Genomic DNA, 14,445 nt, shown 5'->3' with positions numbered 1-14,445 from the left:
AGCGCGGCCTTTCGACACGATTCGTCCGTTTAGGCAGCCGGATCGCTCGTACTGTCGTGACCGGTTTCAACGCGTCCAGCAAAACGCCGCACGAAACCGCCGGCCGCGGCAACCGTAAAGTCATACCACCCGCCGACACTGCCCAGATTCCACGACGGCTCGACCTGCATCTGCGGCGGCACGGCATAGGTCCACGGTCCGTCGGTGCGATACGCATTCGCGGTCACGGTGAAGCTCGCATTTGCAGTGCCGGTATTCATCAACGTCACATACACCGCGTCGTTATTCACGTCGTAGCACACGCGAATTTCCGGATTCGCGCCACCCGTCAGCGTCGCGACGTTACCCTGAAACGCCCGATGAAAGCCGTTCGGACCGAGTACCCACAGGTCGTACGCGCCACCGTTATCGCTCACGACGGTCCACGAATCGGAGACTTCCTTGCCCGCCTCAACGGTGTAACGGCGCGGCGTGCGATCGAGATGCAACCGGTCGTACACGTGATACACCGCACCCGCGTTGCCGGTATTACTGAAAATCAACCACAGGTTGCCGCTCGCGACATCCGCGTTCGCGCTGACATGCAACTCGTACGGTAGCGCTCGCGACGGCCGGGCAAACGGCGTTTGCTTCGGTACCTGCTGCGTGCCCACCGAAGGCACCGGCACCGCGCCCTGCGTGCTTTGCTGGATCGCCTGCTGGTCGGCCTGGCTTTTGGTCGGCGCGGCAATCGACGGAACCGCGCTGCCATTCGGATTGCCGAAGTTGAACGCCGACGTCAGATCGCCGCACACCGCGCGTCGCCACGGGCTGATATTGGATTCGGTTACGCCGAAACGCTGTTCGAGAAAGCGCAATACCGACGTGTGATCGGAGACCTGCGAGTTGACCCAGCCGCCGCGGCTCCAGGGAGACACCACGTACATCGGCACGCGTGGGCCGGGACCGTACGCAAGGCCATCGGGTTTCTCGCTGCCGTCGTTGCCGGGCGGCGTGGGGAAGTCGAAGTATTCGTAGCGCGTATCGACAGTCGATTTGCCCGCATACGTGCCGTCGGCGTTGCGCGTCGGTGCGGCCGGCGGCGGCACGTGATCGAAGAAGCAGTCGTTCTCGTCGAAGTTGACGAAGAGCACGGTCTTGCTCCAGACATCCGGGTTGGCCGTGAGCGCATCGAGCAACTGCTGGATGTACCACGCTCCTTGTCCCGGCGTCGACACACCGGGGTGCTCGCAGTACGCCTGCGGCGTGACGATCCAGCTCACCTGCGGTAACTGGCCCGCGGCGATGTCGTCCTTGAATGCCTGCAGGAATCCACCATCGGGCATCGTGTTACCGATGCCCTTGTAGAGCGGCGCGGTCGCATCGAGTTGCGGCGTATACGGTGCGTCGGGCGAACCGGGTACCGTTTCGTTGATCTTGCGGAAGGTCTTGAAACCGGCGAGCGGATTGTCGGTGTAGTTGTCGGGCATGTTCTCGTAGACCTTCCACGACACGCCGGCAGCCTGCAGCCGCTCGGGGTAGGTGGTCCACGTGAGCCCCGTGCTCGATGCACCAAGGCTGTCCCAACCGTCGTTATTGACGACCGACAGGCCCGCGCCGGTCGGACCATTCGTGCCGGTCCACAGGAAGATCCGGTTCGAGTTGGTGCCGCCATGCAGCGAGCAATGGTACGCATCGCAGATCGTGAATGCATTGGCGAGCGCGAACTGGAACGAGAGGTCGCTCTGCTGCAGATACCCCATCGATACATCGCCCTTGTACTGCGGCCAGTTTGTCATGCGACCGTTGTTCCATGCGGCGTGCGCGTCGCTCCACGAATGCGCGCCGCCCGCGAGCAGCGCATTGCCCTTCGTGCTGTCGAGATAGAACGGCAAGACCGTTCGCGTGCCGTCGCTCTGGTTCCACACCGGGACGCCGCCCGGTTGTGGAATCGTCAGTCGATCGCCGTAGCCGCGCACACCGGGTAGCGTGCCGAAGTAATGATCGAAGGAGCGGTTTTCCTGCATCAGGATCACGACGTGCTGTACGTCGTTGATCGTGCCGGTTGCGTTGTTGGCAGGAATCGCAAGCGCACGGCGAATCGCGGGCGGGAACACCGAAGCCGCAGCGCTGGCCGCGGCCGCGCGCAGGAAATTACGACGGGTCAATGAAGTCATGTCGGGAGTCGGTTCGCTCGAATGGGACGGATCACGGTGCGCAGCGCAACTGCGTGTTGCTGACCGGCTGGCTCGCGGCGGCGCTAGAAGCTGCGCATGGCGCGGAGGCCGCAGCCGCCGCGGAAGCAGAGGTTGGCGGCGTGACGATTGGCTGCGGCTCGCTGCTGCCGCCCGCGCCGGCTGCGGCATCGCTGCCGCGCGTGGGCGTCGCACCGACGGAACTGCCATTGCCGCACGCGGCGAGCGTCGCGCACAGCGCCAACGCGAGCGCCGCGCCGGCGAGTGTGGAAAGAGAAAACGGGCGCATGGCGATCTCCATCAATGGATGAGTGTGGAAAGAGGTTTGCCCGAACCGAAGACCGACTGCAGTTCCGTTTCGGTGAGCACGCGGGTCCATAGCGCGAGATCGGCGAACGACTGCACATCGGGTGGCGATGCGCCGCACTGACCCGCGTGATAGGGCGGTGTGTCCTTGCACGAGTTCATGAAGTAGCGGCCCGTGCCGTCCTCGTTCAGACCGAACACGCCGAGGCCGGGCAGCTTCGTCACGTCGATCGTGATCGCGACGCCAACGCTCTTCTGCTCGCCGAGCACCGGATCGAAGACGTAGGCGTTCATCGTTTTCGCGGCGGTATCGATGCTGAGTGCGAGATAGTTCCAGCGGTTTGCGGTTACGTTCAGGCTGTTGATGTCGTTGCGCGCCGAACCGTCGCCGATGTTGAAGCGCACGTTGCAACTGCCGCCCGAGCCGGGGAACAGCCCGATTGCGATGCCTGGGTTTCCACCGGTGTAGTAGTTCTTGTTCGAGAGGATCGGCGTGCCGTTACCAGTCGCGTTCGTACAGGACGTCATGAACCAGAGCCCGAGCGTGAATTGCGCATGCGTCGTGACGTCACTGGTCTGCGTGAGCTTGTAGCCATCGAAGCCGTTCGTATCGACGATGCTCGTGTCGACCTGCAGCCCCTTGCCGCCGAACGGATCGGCACCGGCAGTCAGCGCGCCGCCGTCTGCGTCGCTTGCCCACGGGCCCATCGTGCTGGCGTTCAGGCGGTCGGTGGGCGGCAGCGTGCCGAACGGGTAGTAGGACGACAGGCTGTTCGTCAGCGTAGTGGCGAGCGCAGGCGGGGGCGGCGGAGGCGGGGGCGGCGCGACATAGTTCGCCTGGGCGATTGTCGAAACCGGTGCACCGTTGACACCGCCCGCGACGACCGCGTAGTTGAACTGGTAGGCACCGCTCGTCGTCAGTCCGAGCTGGCTGTCGGTGTAGGTTGCAGTGCCGGCGGGCAGACTGGCGATCGTGGTGCCGTTGCGCAGTACGTTGATTGCGCCGCTCGCGGGTGCGCCCCACGTCAGGACCACGCTCGTGTGATCTGCGCCCGTCACGCCGAGTAGTTGCGATACCGGTGTCGTGCCGACGAGGGCGCCGCCATCCATCGCGTAGTTCGCGGGTGCGGGCAACGCACCCTGATATTCGAGCACGGTCGGCGCGAGGTCAGCGATATTCGCTCGCTGGTAGAGTGCCGTGAGCGTCGCCGGCGTGCTGCTGTCGCCGAGCAGCCCGTTAGCGGTCTGGTTCAGCGCGACAAAACTTGTTGCCTCGTTGAGCAGCGGCAAACCATCCGCGCCGCCGGCCGCATTCAGCCCGTGGCTCGCCGTCACGATGATCAGCCAGTTTTCGCCGCTGCGTTTGGCCGTTTCCGCACGCAGCGTCCCGAGCGCGGCATCGAGCTGGGCGATCGTGTTCGTGTAGTCGGTTGAGAAGCCGCTGTTGAGCGCGGCGTCCTGCGCGGAGTGATACTGCGCGACGACCAGCGTATAGCCGTTGTCGATCAGGCCAAGGGCGTTCTGCGTGACACAGCTGTCGACGCTCGCGCAATTCACCACGCTATCGACGTAGCCCGCATTGCGGTCCGCTGCGAGCAGCGCAACGAGGCCGCTCGAACCGGCCGCAACGCCGGCCTCGCCGCCGTTCGCCGCGCGCAGGGTTTTGAATAGCGTGTCGGCATGCAGCGCCTGGTTCGGCGCATCCGAATTGACCTGATGGCGATTCGCCCATGCGCCGGTAAGCAGGCTGGCCCAACCAGGCGTATCGAGATTTGCCTGCTGGCTCAACGTGTTCACGACCCCACCGCTGTACGCCGGCGCGACCGAGAGTTTGGCCAGATTCGGCAGCGTACCGTTGGCGATACCTTGTGTCAGCGCGCGCCAGGTGAGCCCGTCGAATTCGACGACGAGCGTCTTGTTGACCACGGCCGCCGCTGGCTGTGAGCCGGACGCCGGTGTTGGCGCCGAGGCGGCGCCACCAGGCGTTGCCGCCGCCGTTCGCGTGGCCCCCGCATTGACGCCTCCGCTTCCCCCGCATGCACCCAGTGCACCGATTAGCACCACGCCGATTGTGGCGCCCAGCGCCCATCGACCGATGAACTTCGCCATCGTCTTCTCCCCTTGCCGCTACATTGAACGGAACGCCGCACAGGCAGCGTGCAGCGGCAAGATTAGGTAAGGGCGGTGACTAGGGAATGTCGTTTGGCGCAAATAGACGGATGCGCCTATCAGACTTTTTATGTGCGACTCGCGCGCGAGTCAGCCAGTAGTCCGATAAACGTATCGATCAGCAGGGCTCCTGAACGCGCGCCCAGGTAGTAGACGTATTCGAGCGAAGAGGGCATTTCGCCTTCCAGCGGCAAGACCCGCAGGTCGGGGCTGGCCGGTACTTCGCCGGCCGGCATCAGGCTGCAACCCATGTCGTGGCGGATCGCCTCGTGGATCGCTTCGCGGCTGCCGATCTCGATTGTCGTCGCGGGACGCACGTCGGCGGCGCGTAGTGCGGATTCGGTGATCTGGCGCGTCATCGAACCGGACTCGCGCAGCAGCAGCGTCTGCGTCTTCAGGTCGGCGAGGCTCGCCTTGCCTGCGCGCGTGAGCGGATGGTCTCGATGCACGACCAGCACGAGCGAGTCGCACGCGAGCGTCTGACGCACGAGACGGGGATCGTCGTCGCGCTGCGACGACACGGCGATATCGATGCGGCTGTCGATCAGCGCGTCCAGCATCTCGCGTGAATTGCCTATCACGACACGGATTTCGGTCGCCGGATAGCGCTGCCGGAATGCGGCGATGCCAGGGAGTATGTAGTACGGCCCCGTCGCACCGACCCACAGCGTGCCCGCGAGCCGGCTGGCGTTGCGCAAGGCGAAGTCGATATCGCGCTCGTTCTGTAGCAGGCGCTGCACCTGTGGCATCAATCCCGCGCCTGCTTCGGTCAACTCGATACGCCCGCCCCGGCGATGAAACAGCTCCACCTTGTACATCGTTTCCAGTTGCCGGATATGGGCGGTCACCGTCGGCTGGCTGAGCCCGAGTACCTTCGCCGCCACAGTCACACTACCTTGGCGGGCGGCTTCGTAGAACGAATGGAGTAAAGGGGCAAGCATGGCAAGCGGGTGCGAAACGGAGCGCCCATGATATCGGATGCCGGGGAACACACCTCCGCGCCGGCGCCAGGGTCGGCATTGTGCCAAAGCGCGTCTTCCGTAAACGCTACTTTGTTGCGTTATGTTTATAATGCAATCCAGTTGCGATTAAGTGAACCACGGAGCGCTTTATGAATGCACGACTGCCCGTCACGGTGCTGTCCGGTTTCCTCGGTGCCGGCAAGACGACCTTGCTGAACCACATCCTGAACAATCGCGAGGGGCGGCGGGTGGCCGTCATCGTGAACGATATGAGCGAGGTGAATATCGATGCCGCGCTCGTGCGCGACGGCGGTGCCGAACTGTCGCGCACCGACGAGAAACTGGTCGAGATGAGCAACGGCTGTATCTGCTGCACGTTGCGCGAGGATCTGCTGCTGGAGGTAAACCGTCTGGCGAAGGACGGGCGCTTCGATCAACTGGTCATCGAATCCACGGGGATTTCGGAGCCGCTGCCGGTCGCGGAAACGTTTACGTTCGCGGACGAGCAGGGGCAAAGCCTGTCCGACGTCGCCCGGCTCGACACGATGGTGACCGTGGTCGACGCGTTCAATTTTCTGCGCGACTACAGCTCGCACGACAGCCTGCAGGCGCGTGGCGAATCGCTTGGCGAGGAAGACAGGCGGACTGTCGTCGATCTGCTGATCGAGCAGATCGAGTTCTGCGATGTGCTCGTGCTGAACAAGGTCGACCTGATCGACGATGCCGATCGCGAACGGTTGATCGCCATCCTGCACCGGCTCAATCCGCGGGCCCGCATCGAGATTGCCGAGTTCGGCAAGCTGTCGCTGGACAAGGTGCTCGACACGAAGCTGTTCGATTTCGAGGAAGCGTCGCAGGCACCGGGCTGGCTCAGGGAACTGCGCGGAGAACACACGCCGGAGACCGAGGAATACGGCATCGCGAACTTCGTCTACCGTGCGCGGCGGCCGTTTCATCCGTTGCGTTTCTGGGAACTGGTGGAGCGCGAATGGCCGGGCGTCGTGCGCTCGAAAGGCTTTTTCTGGCTCGCCAGCCGGCCGACCTATGCGGGCACGTGGTCGCAGGCTGGTGGCGTGTGCCGGCACGGTTCCGCAGGCATGTGGTGGGCCGCGGTGCCGAAGGCCTACTGGCCGGAAGACCCCGAAGCGTTGCGTGCGATCGACGCGAGGTGGGACCCGCATGTCGGCGATGCGCGCCAGGAGCTGGTGCTGATCGGCATCGACATGGACGAAGCGGCGTTGCGCGAGCGGCTCGATGCATGCCTGCTGAGCGACGCCGAAATGTACGCGGGGCCGTCGGAATGGCTGAAATTCACTGACCCGTTCCCGGTCTGGCGCGAGGCATCCGAGGACGCGGACGAAGCGTAATCCCGCCGATGCGCGAGCCCCGCTAGCGGTGCGGATGAACGCAGTTCTTGCAGGTGCCGTGCAGTGTCAGCGACGCCTTCGTGCTATGCGCACCGCTGCGGTTGACGCGCCGCCCCATCCGGGCGAGCACGTCGGTAAGAGCGGGGTCGCTTGGGAGCGCCGTGACCGAGTGGCATTGATCGCATTCGAAGTAGCCGGCCGCCGATGCATGCGTGAGCGTGTAGCGCGCGACGCGATCCGAGCCCTGAATCTTCGCAATCAGCTCGACCAGGGTGAGCCGATCGAGGATGCGGTATAGCGTGACGCGGTCCACCTTGCCGCTGGGGTTATCTTCGGCGAGTTCCTGAGCGAGGTCTTCGTGGGAGTACGGCTGGCTGGCGGTTTCGAGCCGCTGCAGGACGGCGAGCGTCAGCGCGGTGGAACGTAGCCCTGCGGCCCGCAGGCGTTCCGGCCACGCGGCGGGTGGGGCATTCTTGACTCGGGAAGTGTGTCGTGACGGCATGATTTAAAGCACGGCTTACGATCGCTCAATGATACATCCATCGGTTTGCCCGACAGTCTGTGAGGACCTCGCAGTAGGGTTATGCGCGGCCGCACCCCGCAGCCCGCACCTTGCGCACGGCGATGGTGCGATGCACTAGCGGACTGCACCAAATCTATTCGTAAGGAGACATTCAGGCGCTTCGAAGAAATGCCTGCGATGTCGCATGCCGAAGCGTGGCGCATATCGCATGTGGCCCACGAGCGACTACCTGCATCGGCCCGATCGTCCCACCACACAACGCTATACGTTCTTCCGGGGCGCGGCCCGGCCGCTTCGTCCGACGCGCACGAAGCGGCCCGTTCAAGGCGTGGCACAGCTATTGCATTTGTCCGTCCCGAGGTCAACGGAGACCTCGACGTATCGGATATCGACTGGCCGCTCGATGTAGCGGCTTTAGGGACAACGGCGTCCCGGATCGCAGAAGCGGATCGAGCAATCGGTCTGCCCGCGCGGTTCGGGGCGCCTTTTTTTTCGCCGGTCGCATGACCGGGTCCGTTGCAAGAGTCATCGCTATCGCCCTGTGAGAGAGACCCATGAGAAACCTGCTGAATTCGCTGAAGAGCGGTAACTGGCGCGCGTTGCTCGCGTGCTTTCTGTATTTCGACACGGGCTTTACGGTGTGGGTGATGTTCGGCCCGCTCGCGCCGTTCATCCACAAAGACATCGCGATGTCGCCCGCCGAACTGGGCTTCCTGGTTGCGGTACCGGTACTGGGCGCCGCGATTCTGCGCGTGACGCTCGGCAATCTTTATCAGGCCTACGACGGCCGGCGCGTTGCGCTGCTCGGGGTGGCGCTGTCGGCGATTCCGTCGGTGGTGTTGCTGTTGATGCCGGGCACGCCGTCGTACACCTTGCTGCTGGTGCTCGGCGTGTTTCTCGGTATCGGCGGCGCGAGCTTCGCGGTCGCCCTGCCGATGGCAGGTAGCAACTATCCGCCGAAAGTACAGGGGCTCGTGTTGGGCCTTGCGGCAGCGGGCAACATCGGTGCGGTGCTCGACGGGTTCCTGTTTCCGTCGCTTGCGGATAGTTTCGGCTGGGCGCGTGCGACGGGTGCCGCGTTGCCGTTGCTGGCGCTTGCTGCGGTTGCACTGTTTTTCTGGGCGAAGGATCTGAACCCGAAGACCGGCAGCGCTCCGAAAGCGCTGGGCAGTTTCTGCATCACGCTCGTGGGGCTGCTGGCGCTCGTGCTGGCCGTACACGCCGGGCTATTCGGTGCAGGCAAGACGGGGGTGTTGCTGCTGCCGGTACTCGGTGCGCTGCTCGCCATCGCCGTGCTGCCGAAGCACTATCGCGCCGTGCTGGTCGAAGGCGACACGTGGGTTGTGATGCTCGTGTACAGCATCACGTTCGGCGGTTTTGTCGGCATGTCTTCGTATGTCACAACGCTGCTGATCTCGCTGTATCAGATGCCGCGTATCGAAGCAGGGCTCTTCATGTCGCTGCTCGCGTTTATCGGCGCGCTGGTGCGGCCGATCGGCGGTTTCGTCGCCGACCGGATTTCCGGCGTGCGCGCACTGGTGCTGCTGCTCGCGGCCATCTCGATCTGCGACTTCGCGTTTGCCGCGTGGATGCCGCCGCTGCCGGCCGGCATCGCGCTGCTGGTCGTCACCTACGTGTGCTTCGGGCTCGGCAACGGCGCGACGTTCCAGCTCGTACCGCAACGCTGGAAGGGCAAGACCGGCTTGATGTCGGGCATCGTCGGTGCCGCGGGCGGGATCGGTGGGTTCTATCTGCCGGTGATCATGGGTATCGCTAAGGAAAGCACGGGCAGCTATCAGATGGGCTTCGCCACGTTCGGTGTGCTGTCGGCGCTGGCGTTCGCGCTCGTCGTGCTGCATCGTACGCGCTGGCTGCAATGGGCGCTGCCGAAGGAAAGCGTCGTTATTGCCGATACGCCGCTGCAGGGGGCTGCGGTGCGAATGGATGGGAGTGTGTGAGCTGCACTGCCTTCAAGATGCGATGAAACGACGAACGACCCGCTTAGGCGGGTCGTTCGTCATTCAGGTGCGGCGTGTTTACTTCGCCAACGCTTCACGCAACGCGCTGTTGGCTTGAGCGATCGCGGCACGCGTCGCCGGAGTGTCGGTCAGCGCGTTGAGCATCACGAAGTCGTGGATCGTGCCTTCATAGCGTACCGCCGTAACCCGCACACCGGCCTGCGACAACTTGCGCGCATACGCTTCGCCCTCGTCGCGCAGCACATCGTTCTCGTCGGTGATCACGAGCGCGGGCGGCAAGCCCTTCAGCTCATCGAGTGTCGCGCGCAGCGGCGAGGCGGTGATCTTCGCTCGGTCTGCTACGTTCGGCGCATACGCGTCCCAGAACCACTTCATCGCCGGTCTGGTCAGCCACGGGCCGTTCGCGAATTCGTTGTACGAGCCGTCGTCGAAGTTCGCATCGGTGACCGGATAGAACAGCACCTGGTAGCGCAACGTCGGCCCGCTGCGCTCTTTGGCGAGCAGCGTCACGGCTGCCGTCATATTGCCGCCGACGCTGTCGCCCGCCACTGCAATGCGGTTCGCGTCGATACCAAACTCCTTCGGATGTGCGGCAACGTAGGTCGTCGCAGCGTAGGCCTGTTCGATCGGCACGGGGTACTTCGCTTCCGGCGAACGGTCATAGTCGACGAAGATCACCGCCGCGTGCGCACCGTTTGCAATTTCGCGGATCAGCCGGTCATGCGTGTTTTTGTCGCCGAGCACCCAGCCGCCGCCGTGAAAATACACCACCACGGGCAGCGTGCCGGTCGCGCCTTCAGGCTTCACGATACGCACGGCAACCTTGCCCGTCGGACCAACAGGCAGCACGCGGTCTTCGATCTGTGCCGGCAATTTCGCCACCGGTTGCGCCTGTGCGCCTGCCAGCACGTTGCGTGCATCGGCGGGAGAGAGCGTGTAGATCGGCGGGCCGCCATGCGCGGCGAGGCTATCGATGAAGGCCTGCGTGACGGGTTCGAGTACCGGCGCCGCATGGGCACCCGATGCGAGCGTGGTTCCAGTCGCCGCAGCGACGATCAGCTTCTTCGCAAACTTCATGATCCTGCTCCTTCAAGTGAGGTCGATGTGCAGTCGGCAGCACGTGCCGGCTGCGCCTGTTACACGTATGACTATCTATGTATAGGTAGACAAATGGAGAAAATAAAACGCCACGAACGGCGGCTGTAATGCCGCGGTGGCGTTATTGCAAAACCAGCTTGACGTCGATGTTGCCGCGCGTCGCATTCGAGTAAGGGCACACGATATGCGCTGCCTCAACGATGCGTTCGGCCTGAGCGCGTTCGATACCCGGTAACGTGATGCGCAGTTCGACTTCGATGCCGAAACCGGTCGGGATCTGGCCGATGCCGACACTGCCGTCCACGGTCGTGGTGGCGGGCAGCGCAATCTTGTCGCGAGCTGCGACGAACTTCATCGCGCCGAGGAAACACGCGGAATAGCCCGCGGCGAACAATTGCTCGGGATTCGTGCCTACGCCGCCGGCACCGCCGAGTTCGCGCGGCGTCGTGAGGGCGACGTCGAGCACGTTATCCGACGAGACTGCACGGCCGTCGCGGCCACCGTTAGCGCGAGCATGAGCACGGTACAAGACTTTTTCGATCGACATGATGTAACTCCAGTTCAAGAGATTGCGATTGATTGTTATCTATTAGTAGATAGACAACCGGTTATAAAAAAACGACCTGCTTGCTGCTTACCGGGCGCGACCAGTGAATCGATCGCGTTCGGGTTATCCAATCCGTACTGAATTGACGACGTCTTCGAGCCGCGCCTTCGAGTGAAACAACCGGCTGGCAAGGACGCTGCCTTGAAACGACGCATACAGTGCGCGCGCCGCGCTTTCCACTTTTCCGTTCACGCGCAGTGTGCCGCGCGCTTCGCCTTCAGCCAGTATTTTGGCGAGCCAGCTTTCGTTGGCCTTGAAAAACGCCTGCACGGCCTGCCGCACGTTTTCGGGCAGCGATTCGATGTCCGCTGCCAGCATGCCGCACAGACAGATCTGATCGCCGTTGCCGAGCACGAGACCAAACTGCTTCGCATAGCGTTCGAGCTTTTTCTCCGGTGCGAGCGACGCATCGATTGCGCGGATCGTGCTCAACACCTCGCTGCTGTATGCATCTACAGCTTCAAGCGCGAGGTCTTCCTTGGTAGGGAAGTAGTAGTGAATGCTCGATGTCTTCACACCCACGAGATCGGCGAGATCCCGGTAGCTGAACCCGTTGTAGCCTCGGGTCATCAGCAAGGTCTGGGCGTGTTGCAGAAGCTGTTCGCGGACGGTTGGCGTTTCCATGAACAGCAGTCTATCTACTGGTCAGTAGATAATCAAGGAGTTTTCAGAAAATATTTCTGTAGCCGGGCGCCTTCGCAGGAGTGTTACGATTCCGTGACCAGGATGTGCACGATGAGGGAGGCTGATATGGCGACGTATGCTATCGATGGCGTTCGCATCAACCCTGTAACCGGCCGCATCACGCATGTGCGCTGGGCGCTCGTCAATCCCAAGACCAACGAATGGCTGTCGCAGCACGACATCGTCGAGGTTGCCGAAGTCGTCAAGGCCATCCGCGCGGGCAATCTCGTGTGGTCGCTGTTCAAGCTCGGCGGCATGAATTTTCTCGGGCCGAAGATCAAGACCGTTGCGCATATGGACGGCAACGACGGCATCGACACCGACATCCCCGACGGCCACATCGAAAAATCCATCGACGATCTACCGCAGGTCTAGCGTCTCGCCGATGTGTGTCCAGATACCGGACGCGCGCTTATTTTTTGAAAAGCGGGCGATCTCGGCTGAGAAACCGAAAAGAATGGATGATAAAATCCGCGCTATATCGGAGATGCATCCCTTGCACAAGGGTTTCACTGGCGAAAGCACGTACCGTACAGCGGACGTGTGTTTCGTAACCCACCAGTCGGTCGCACGCGGTTTCCTGTTCGGGGAAGCGCGCCAGGGATTCATTCGTCCTGCCAGCCACATTTCAGGTAAAGGTTTCGCCGGCAATCGCGAGGCCTTTGTTTTTGCCTTTGTTTATTCGAACGCGTAATCGGCCGATTTCGGCTGACTATTGCGAAAAACCGGTACGTCATGAAACAACAAGCGGAACAACAGGTACTGGATTTCGACGGGCAGGCGCGCGAGCGGCTGATCCAGTGGATCCGGAATCGCATGGAAGAGTTCGACATCACGATGGAGGTCCTGGAAGCGGCGCTTATTGCCGAAGCAGCCAGACCGAAATATCGCGATGCGTTTGGCAACCGCTGGGATGGTCAGGGCGAGCGGCCCGACTGGTTGCGACGGGCGATCAATGCGGGGCAGGACATCGAACACTTTCGGTGCTGAGCGGCGTGGGCGTTGTGCCGGTTCGATCTGTCGGCTCGATCGACACAATAGCGCAGCGCACTACGTCGCACCGATTTGCCGGGCATGGTTCGAATTCCCCGCCTAAGCCCGGCTGGCAAGACCTGGCACGCCATTAGCCGCAGTAATACCGCGCATAAAAAAACGCCATTTTACGGACTGATATTGGCCACTGATAACTGCACCGTTCCCCGCAGTTCATCCGCCCACTGAGAGGTGCCATGAGTCATCCGGTCCACACCCGCCAGCCGGTCCGCGCGGCCGCTGCCGCATTCATCGGCACCACCGTCGAGTTCTACGACTTCTACGCCTACGCAACTGCCGCTGCCCTCGTACTCGGCGAAATCTTCTTTCCGGGCACCAACCGTTTTGCGAGCACGCTGGCTTCGTTTGCGACGTTCTTCGCGGGGTTTGTCGCGCGGCCGTTGTCGGGGATGGTGTTCGGCCACCTCGGCGACCGGCTTGGGCGCAAGAAGATGTTGCTGCTAACGATGTTCCTGATGGGCGGCGCCACAACCGGCATCGGCTTGCTGCCGACCTACGCATCGATCGGTGTCTGGGCACCTGTCATGCTCGTCACGCTACGCATCGTGCAGGGCATTGCAGCGGGCGGCGAATGGGGCGGGGCGGTGCTGATGTCGAGCGAGCATGCGCCGCAGGGGCGCAAGACTTTCTTCGCATCGTTCCCGCAGATGGGCAGCCCCGCCGGTTTGCTGCTGACGCTGATCGCCTTCCGTCTCGTTACGTCGCTCGATCATGCGAGCTTCGTGTCATGGGGCTGGCGCCTGCCGTTTCTCGCGAGCTTCGTGCTGCTGCTGATCGGCCTCGCGATCCGCTTCGGCGTCGAGGAATCGCCCGAGTTCGAACGCGCGCGGGCCGCGGGCAAGCTCGCGGTGGCGCCGGTCAGCGAAGTGCTGCGAACGCATCTGCGGCCGATCCTGCTCGCCGCCGCGGCAACGACGATCGGCGCGGCCGGCTTCTTCTTTACCAACACGTTCATGATCTCGTACGTAACGACGTGGCTGTCGATACCGAAGACGACGATCCTCGATTGCCTGTTCGTCGTGACGATCATTCAGCTGTTGTCGCAGCCCGTGTCCGCGTGGCTGGCGAGCCGAATCGGCGATGCACGTTTTCTGACACTGGCCGCGAGCGTGTCGATTTTCACGCCGTATCCGATGTTTCTGCTCGTGAACACGCAGCAACCGGTTGCGATCATCGCGGGTATTTCGCTGGCGGTCGTCACGCTGTCAGCGGTGTATGCGGTGATTGCCGGTTTTATGACAGCGGCGTTTCCGACGCGCTTGCGCTACTCCGGCATTTCAATCGCATACCAGTTATGTGCGACGGTGGCGGCCGGCACGACACCGCTGATCGGCACGATGCTCGCGCAACGCTTCCAGGGGCAATGGGTGCCGCTCGCACTATTTTTTTCGCTGCTGTCGCTGGTTTCGCTTGGTGGCATCATCGGGTTGGCACGTTATCAGCAGAGAGTCGCTTTGCACGGCGACGTTGCTTCCCAGGCGCAAGCCCAGCCTCAAGCTCAGGTGTGAAGGGCGTCATATCGT

The 14,445-nt window shown here is 62.8% G+C and carries 14 protein-coding genes; 7 read left to right on the top strand and 7 right to left on the bottom strand.

The genetic code is table 11. From position 1 onward, the window contains the following. Window positions 1–29: 29 nt before the first annotated feature. Window positions 30–2,156, bottom strand: a complete 2,127-nt coding sequence (locus M0D65_RS14175) for a phosphocholine-specific phospholipase C (protein WP_266253234.1) — start codon at window positions 2,154–2,156, stop codon at window positions 30–32. Here M0D65_RS14175 and M0D65_RS14170 point away from each other — a divergent pair. After that, window positions 2,147–2,485 (top strand): hypothetical protein, encoded by a 339-nt coding sequence (locus M0D65_RS14170; protein ID WP_266253233.1) that lies wholly within the window; start codon window positions 2,147–2,149, stop codon window positions 2,483–2,485. The two genes, M0D65_RS14175 and M0D65_RS14170, sit on opposite strands and share 10 nt — an antisense overlap. Here the strand turns inward: M0D65_RS14170 and M0D65_RS14165 are convergent. Continuing rightward, window positions 2,475–4,589, bottom strand: a complete 2,115-nt coding sequence (locus tag M0D65_RS14165; protein WP_266253232.1) for a LamG-like jellyroll fold domain-containing protein — start codon at window positions 4,587–4,589, stop codon at window positions 2,475–2,477. The genes M0D65_RS14170 and M0D65_RS14165 overlap by 11 nt on opposite strands. 128 nt (window positions 4,590–4,717) lie before the next feature. Next, window positions 4,718–5,590 (bottom strand): LysR substrate-binding domain-containing protein, encoded by an 873-nt coding sequence (locus M0D65_RS14160; RefSeq protein WP_091008182.1) that lies wholly within the window; start codon window positions 5,588–5,590, stop codon window positions 4,718–4,720. A 170-nt stretch (window positions 5,591–5,760) separates the two neighbouring features. Here M0D65_RS14160 and zigA point away from each other — a divergent pair, with 170 nt between their 5' ends. Then, complete coding sequence (gene zigA / locus M0D65_RS14155; RefSeq protein WP_266253231.1) at window positions 5,761–6,978, top strand: zinc metallochaperone GTPase ZigA; 1,218 nt, start codon at window positions 5,761–5,763, stop codon at window positions 6,976–6,978. Between the two features lie 22 nt (window positions 6,979–7,000). Here zigA and M0D65_RS14150 read toward each other — a convergent pair whose 3' ends face one another. Then, window positions 7,001–7,480 carry a Fur family transcriptional regulator gene (locus M0D65_RS14150; protein WP_091008176.1) on the bottom strand — a complete coding sequence of 160 codons (480 nt, stop codon included), beginning with the start codon at window positions 7,478–7,480 and terminating at the stop codon, window positions 7,001–7,003. Between the two features lie 575 nt (window positions 7,481–8,055). On the opposite strand from M0D65_RS14150, the gene M0D65_RS14145 reads away from it, so the two are divergent. Further along, window positions 8,056–9,459, top strand: coding sequence for an MFS transporter (locus M0D65_RS14145; RefSeq protein ID WP_266253230.1), 1,404 nt, complete (start codon window positions 8,056–8,058; stop codon window positions 9,457–9,459). A gap of 78 nt (window positions 9,460–9,537) precedes the next feature. Here M0D65_RS14145 and M0D65_RS14140 read toward each other — a convergent pair whose 3' ends face one another. The 3 genes from M0D65_RS14140 to M0D65_RS14130 all read right to left on the bottom strand — a co-directional run bounded on the left by M0D65_RS14140 (window position 9,538) and on the right by M0D65_RS14130 (window position 11,809). Continuing rightward, window positions 9,538–10,557, bottom strand: a complete 1,020-nt coding sequence (locus M0D65_RS14140; RefSeq protein ID WP_266253229.1) for an alpha/beta hydrolase — start codon at window positions 10,555–10,557, stop codon at window positions 9,538–9,540. Window positions 10,558–10,699: 142 nt separating this feature from the next. Continuing rightward, a complete protein-coding gene (locus tag M0D65_RS14135; RefSeq protein WP_091008167.1) occupies window positions 10,700–11,125 on the bottom strand; it encodes an organic hydroperoxide resistance protein in 426 nt (141 codons plus the stop codon). A gap of 123 nt (window positions 11,126–11,248) precedes the next feature. Further along, window positions 11,249–11,809, bottom strand: a complete 561-nt coding sequence (locus tag M0D65_RS14130) for a TetR/AcrR family transcriptional regulator (RefSeq protein ID WP_266253228.1) — start codon at window positions 11,807–11,809, stop codon at window positions 11,249–11,251. Window positions 11,810–11,935: 126 nt separating this feature from the next. Between M0D65_RS14130 and M0D65_RS14125 the strand changes: the two genes are divergently transcribed. From M0D65_RS14125 to M0D65_RS14110, 4 genes are all read left to right on the top strand, one after another. Then, window positions 11,936–12,244, top strand: a complete 309-nt coding sequence (locus M0D65_RS14125; protein WP_091008163.1) for a hypothetical protein — start codon at window positions 11,936–11,938, stop codon at window positions 12,242–12,244. An 82-nt stretch (window positions 12,245–12,326) separates the two neighbouring features. Further along, window positions 12,327–12,563, top strand: coding sequence for a hypothetical protein (locus M0D65_RS14120; RefSeq protein WP_266253227.1), 237 nt, complete (start codon window positions 12,327–12,329; stop codon window positions 12,561–12,563). A 41-nt stretch (window positions 12,564–12,604) separates the two neighbouring features. Further along, window positions 12,605–12,859, top strand: a complete 255-nt coding sequence (locus M0D65_RS14115) for an H-NS family nucleoid-associated regulatory protein (protein WP_091008156.1) — start codon at window positions 12,605–12,607, stop codon at window positions 12,857–12,859. Window positions 12,860–13,098: 239 nt separating this feature from the next. Further along, window positions 13,099–14,430, top strand: coding sequence for an MFS transporter (locus M0D65_RS14110; RefSeq protein WP_266253226.1), 1,332 nt, complete (start codon window positions 13,099–13,101; stop codon window positions 14,428–14,430). Window positions 14,431–14,445 lie beyond the last annotated feature (15 nt).

The organism is Paraburkholderia sp. CHISQ3 (assembly GCF_030464945.1).
In the GTDB taxonomy this organism is placed as follows: Bacteria; Pseudomonadota; Gammaproteobacteria; order Burkholderiales; family Burkholderiaceae; genus Paraburkholderia; species Paraburkholderia megapolitana.
The sequence above is the reverse complement of the archived record's forward strand: the minus strand, read 5'-3'. Positions and strand labels throughout refer to the sequence as shown.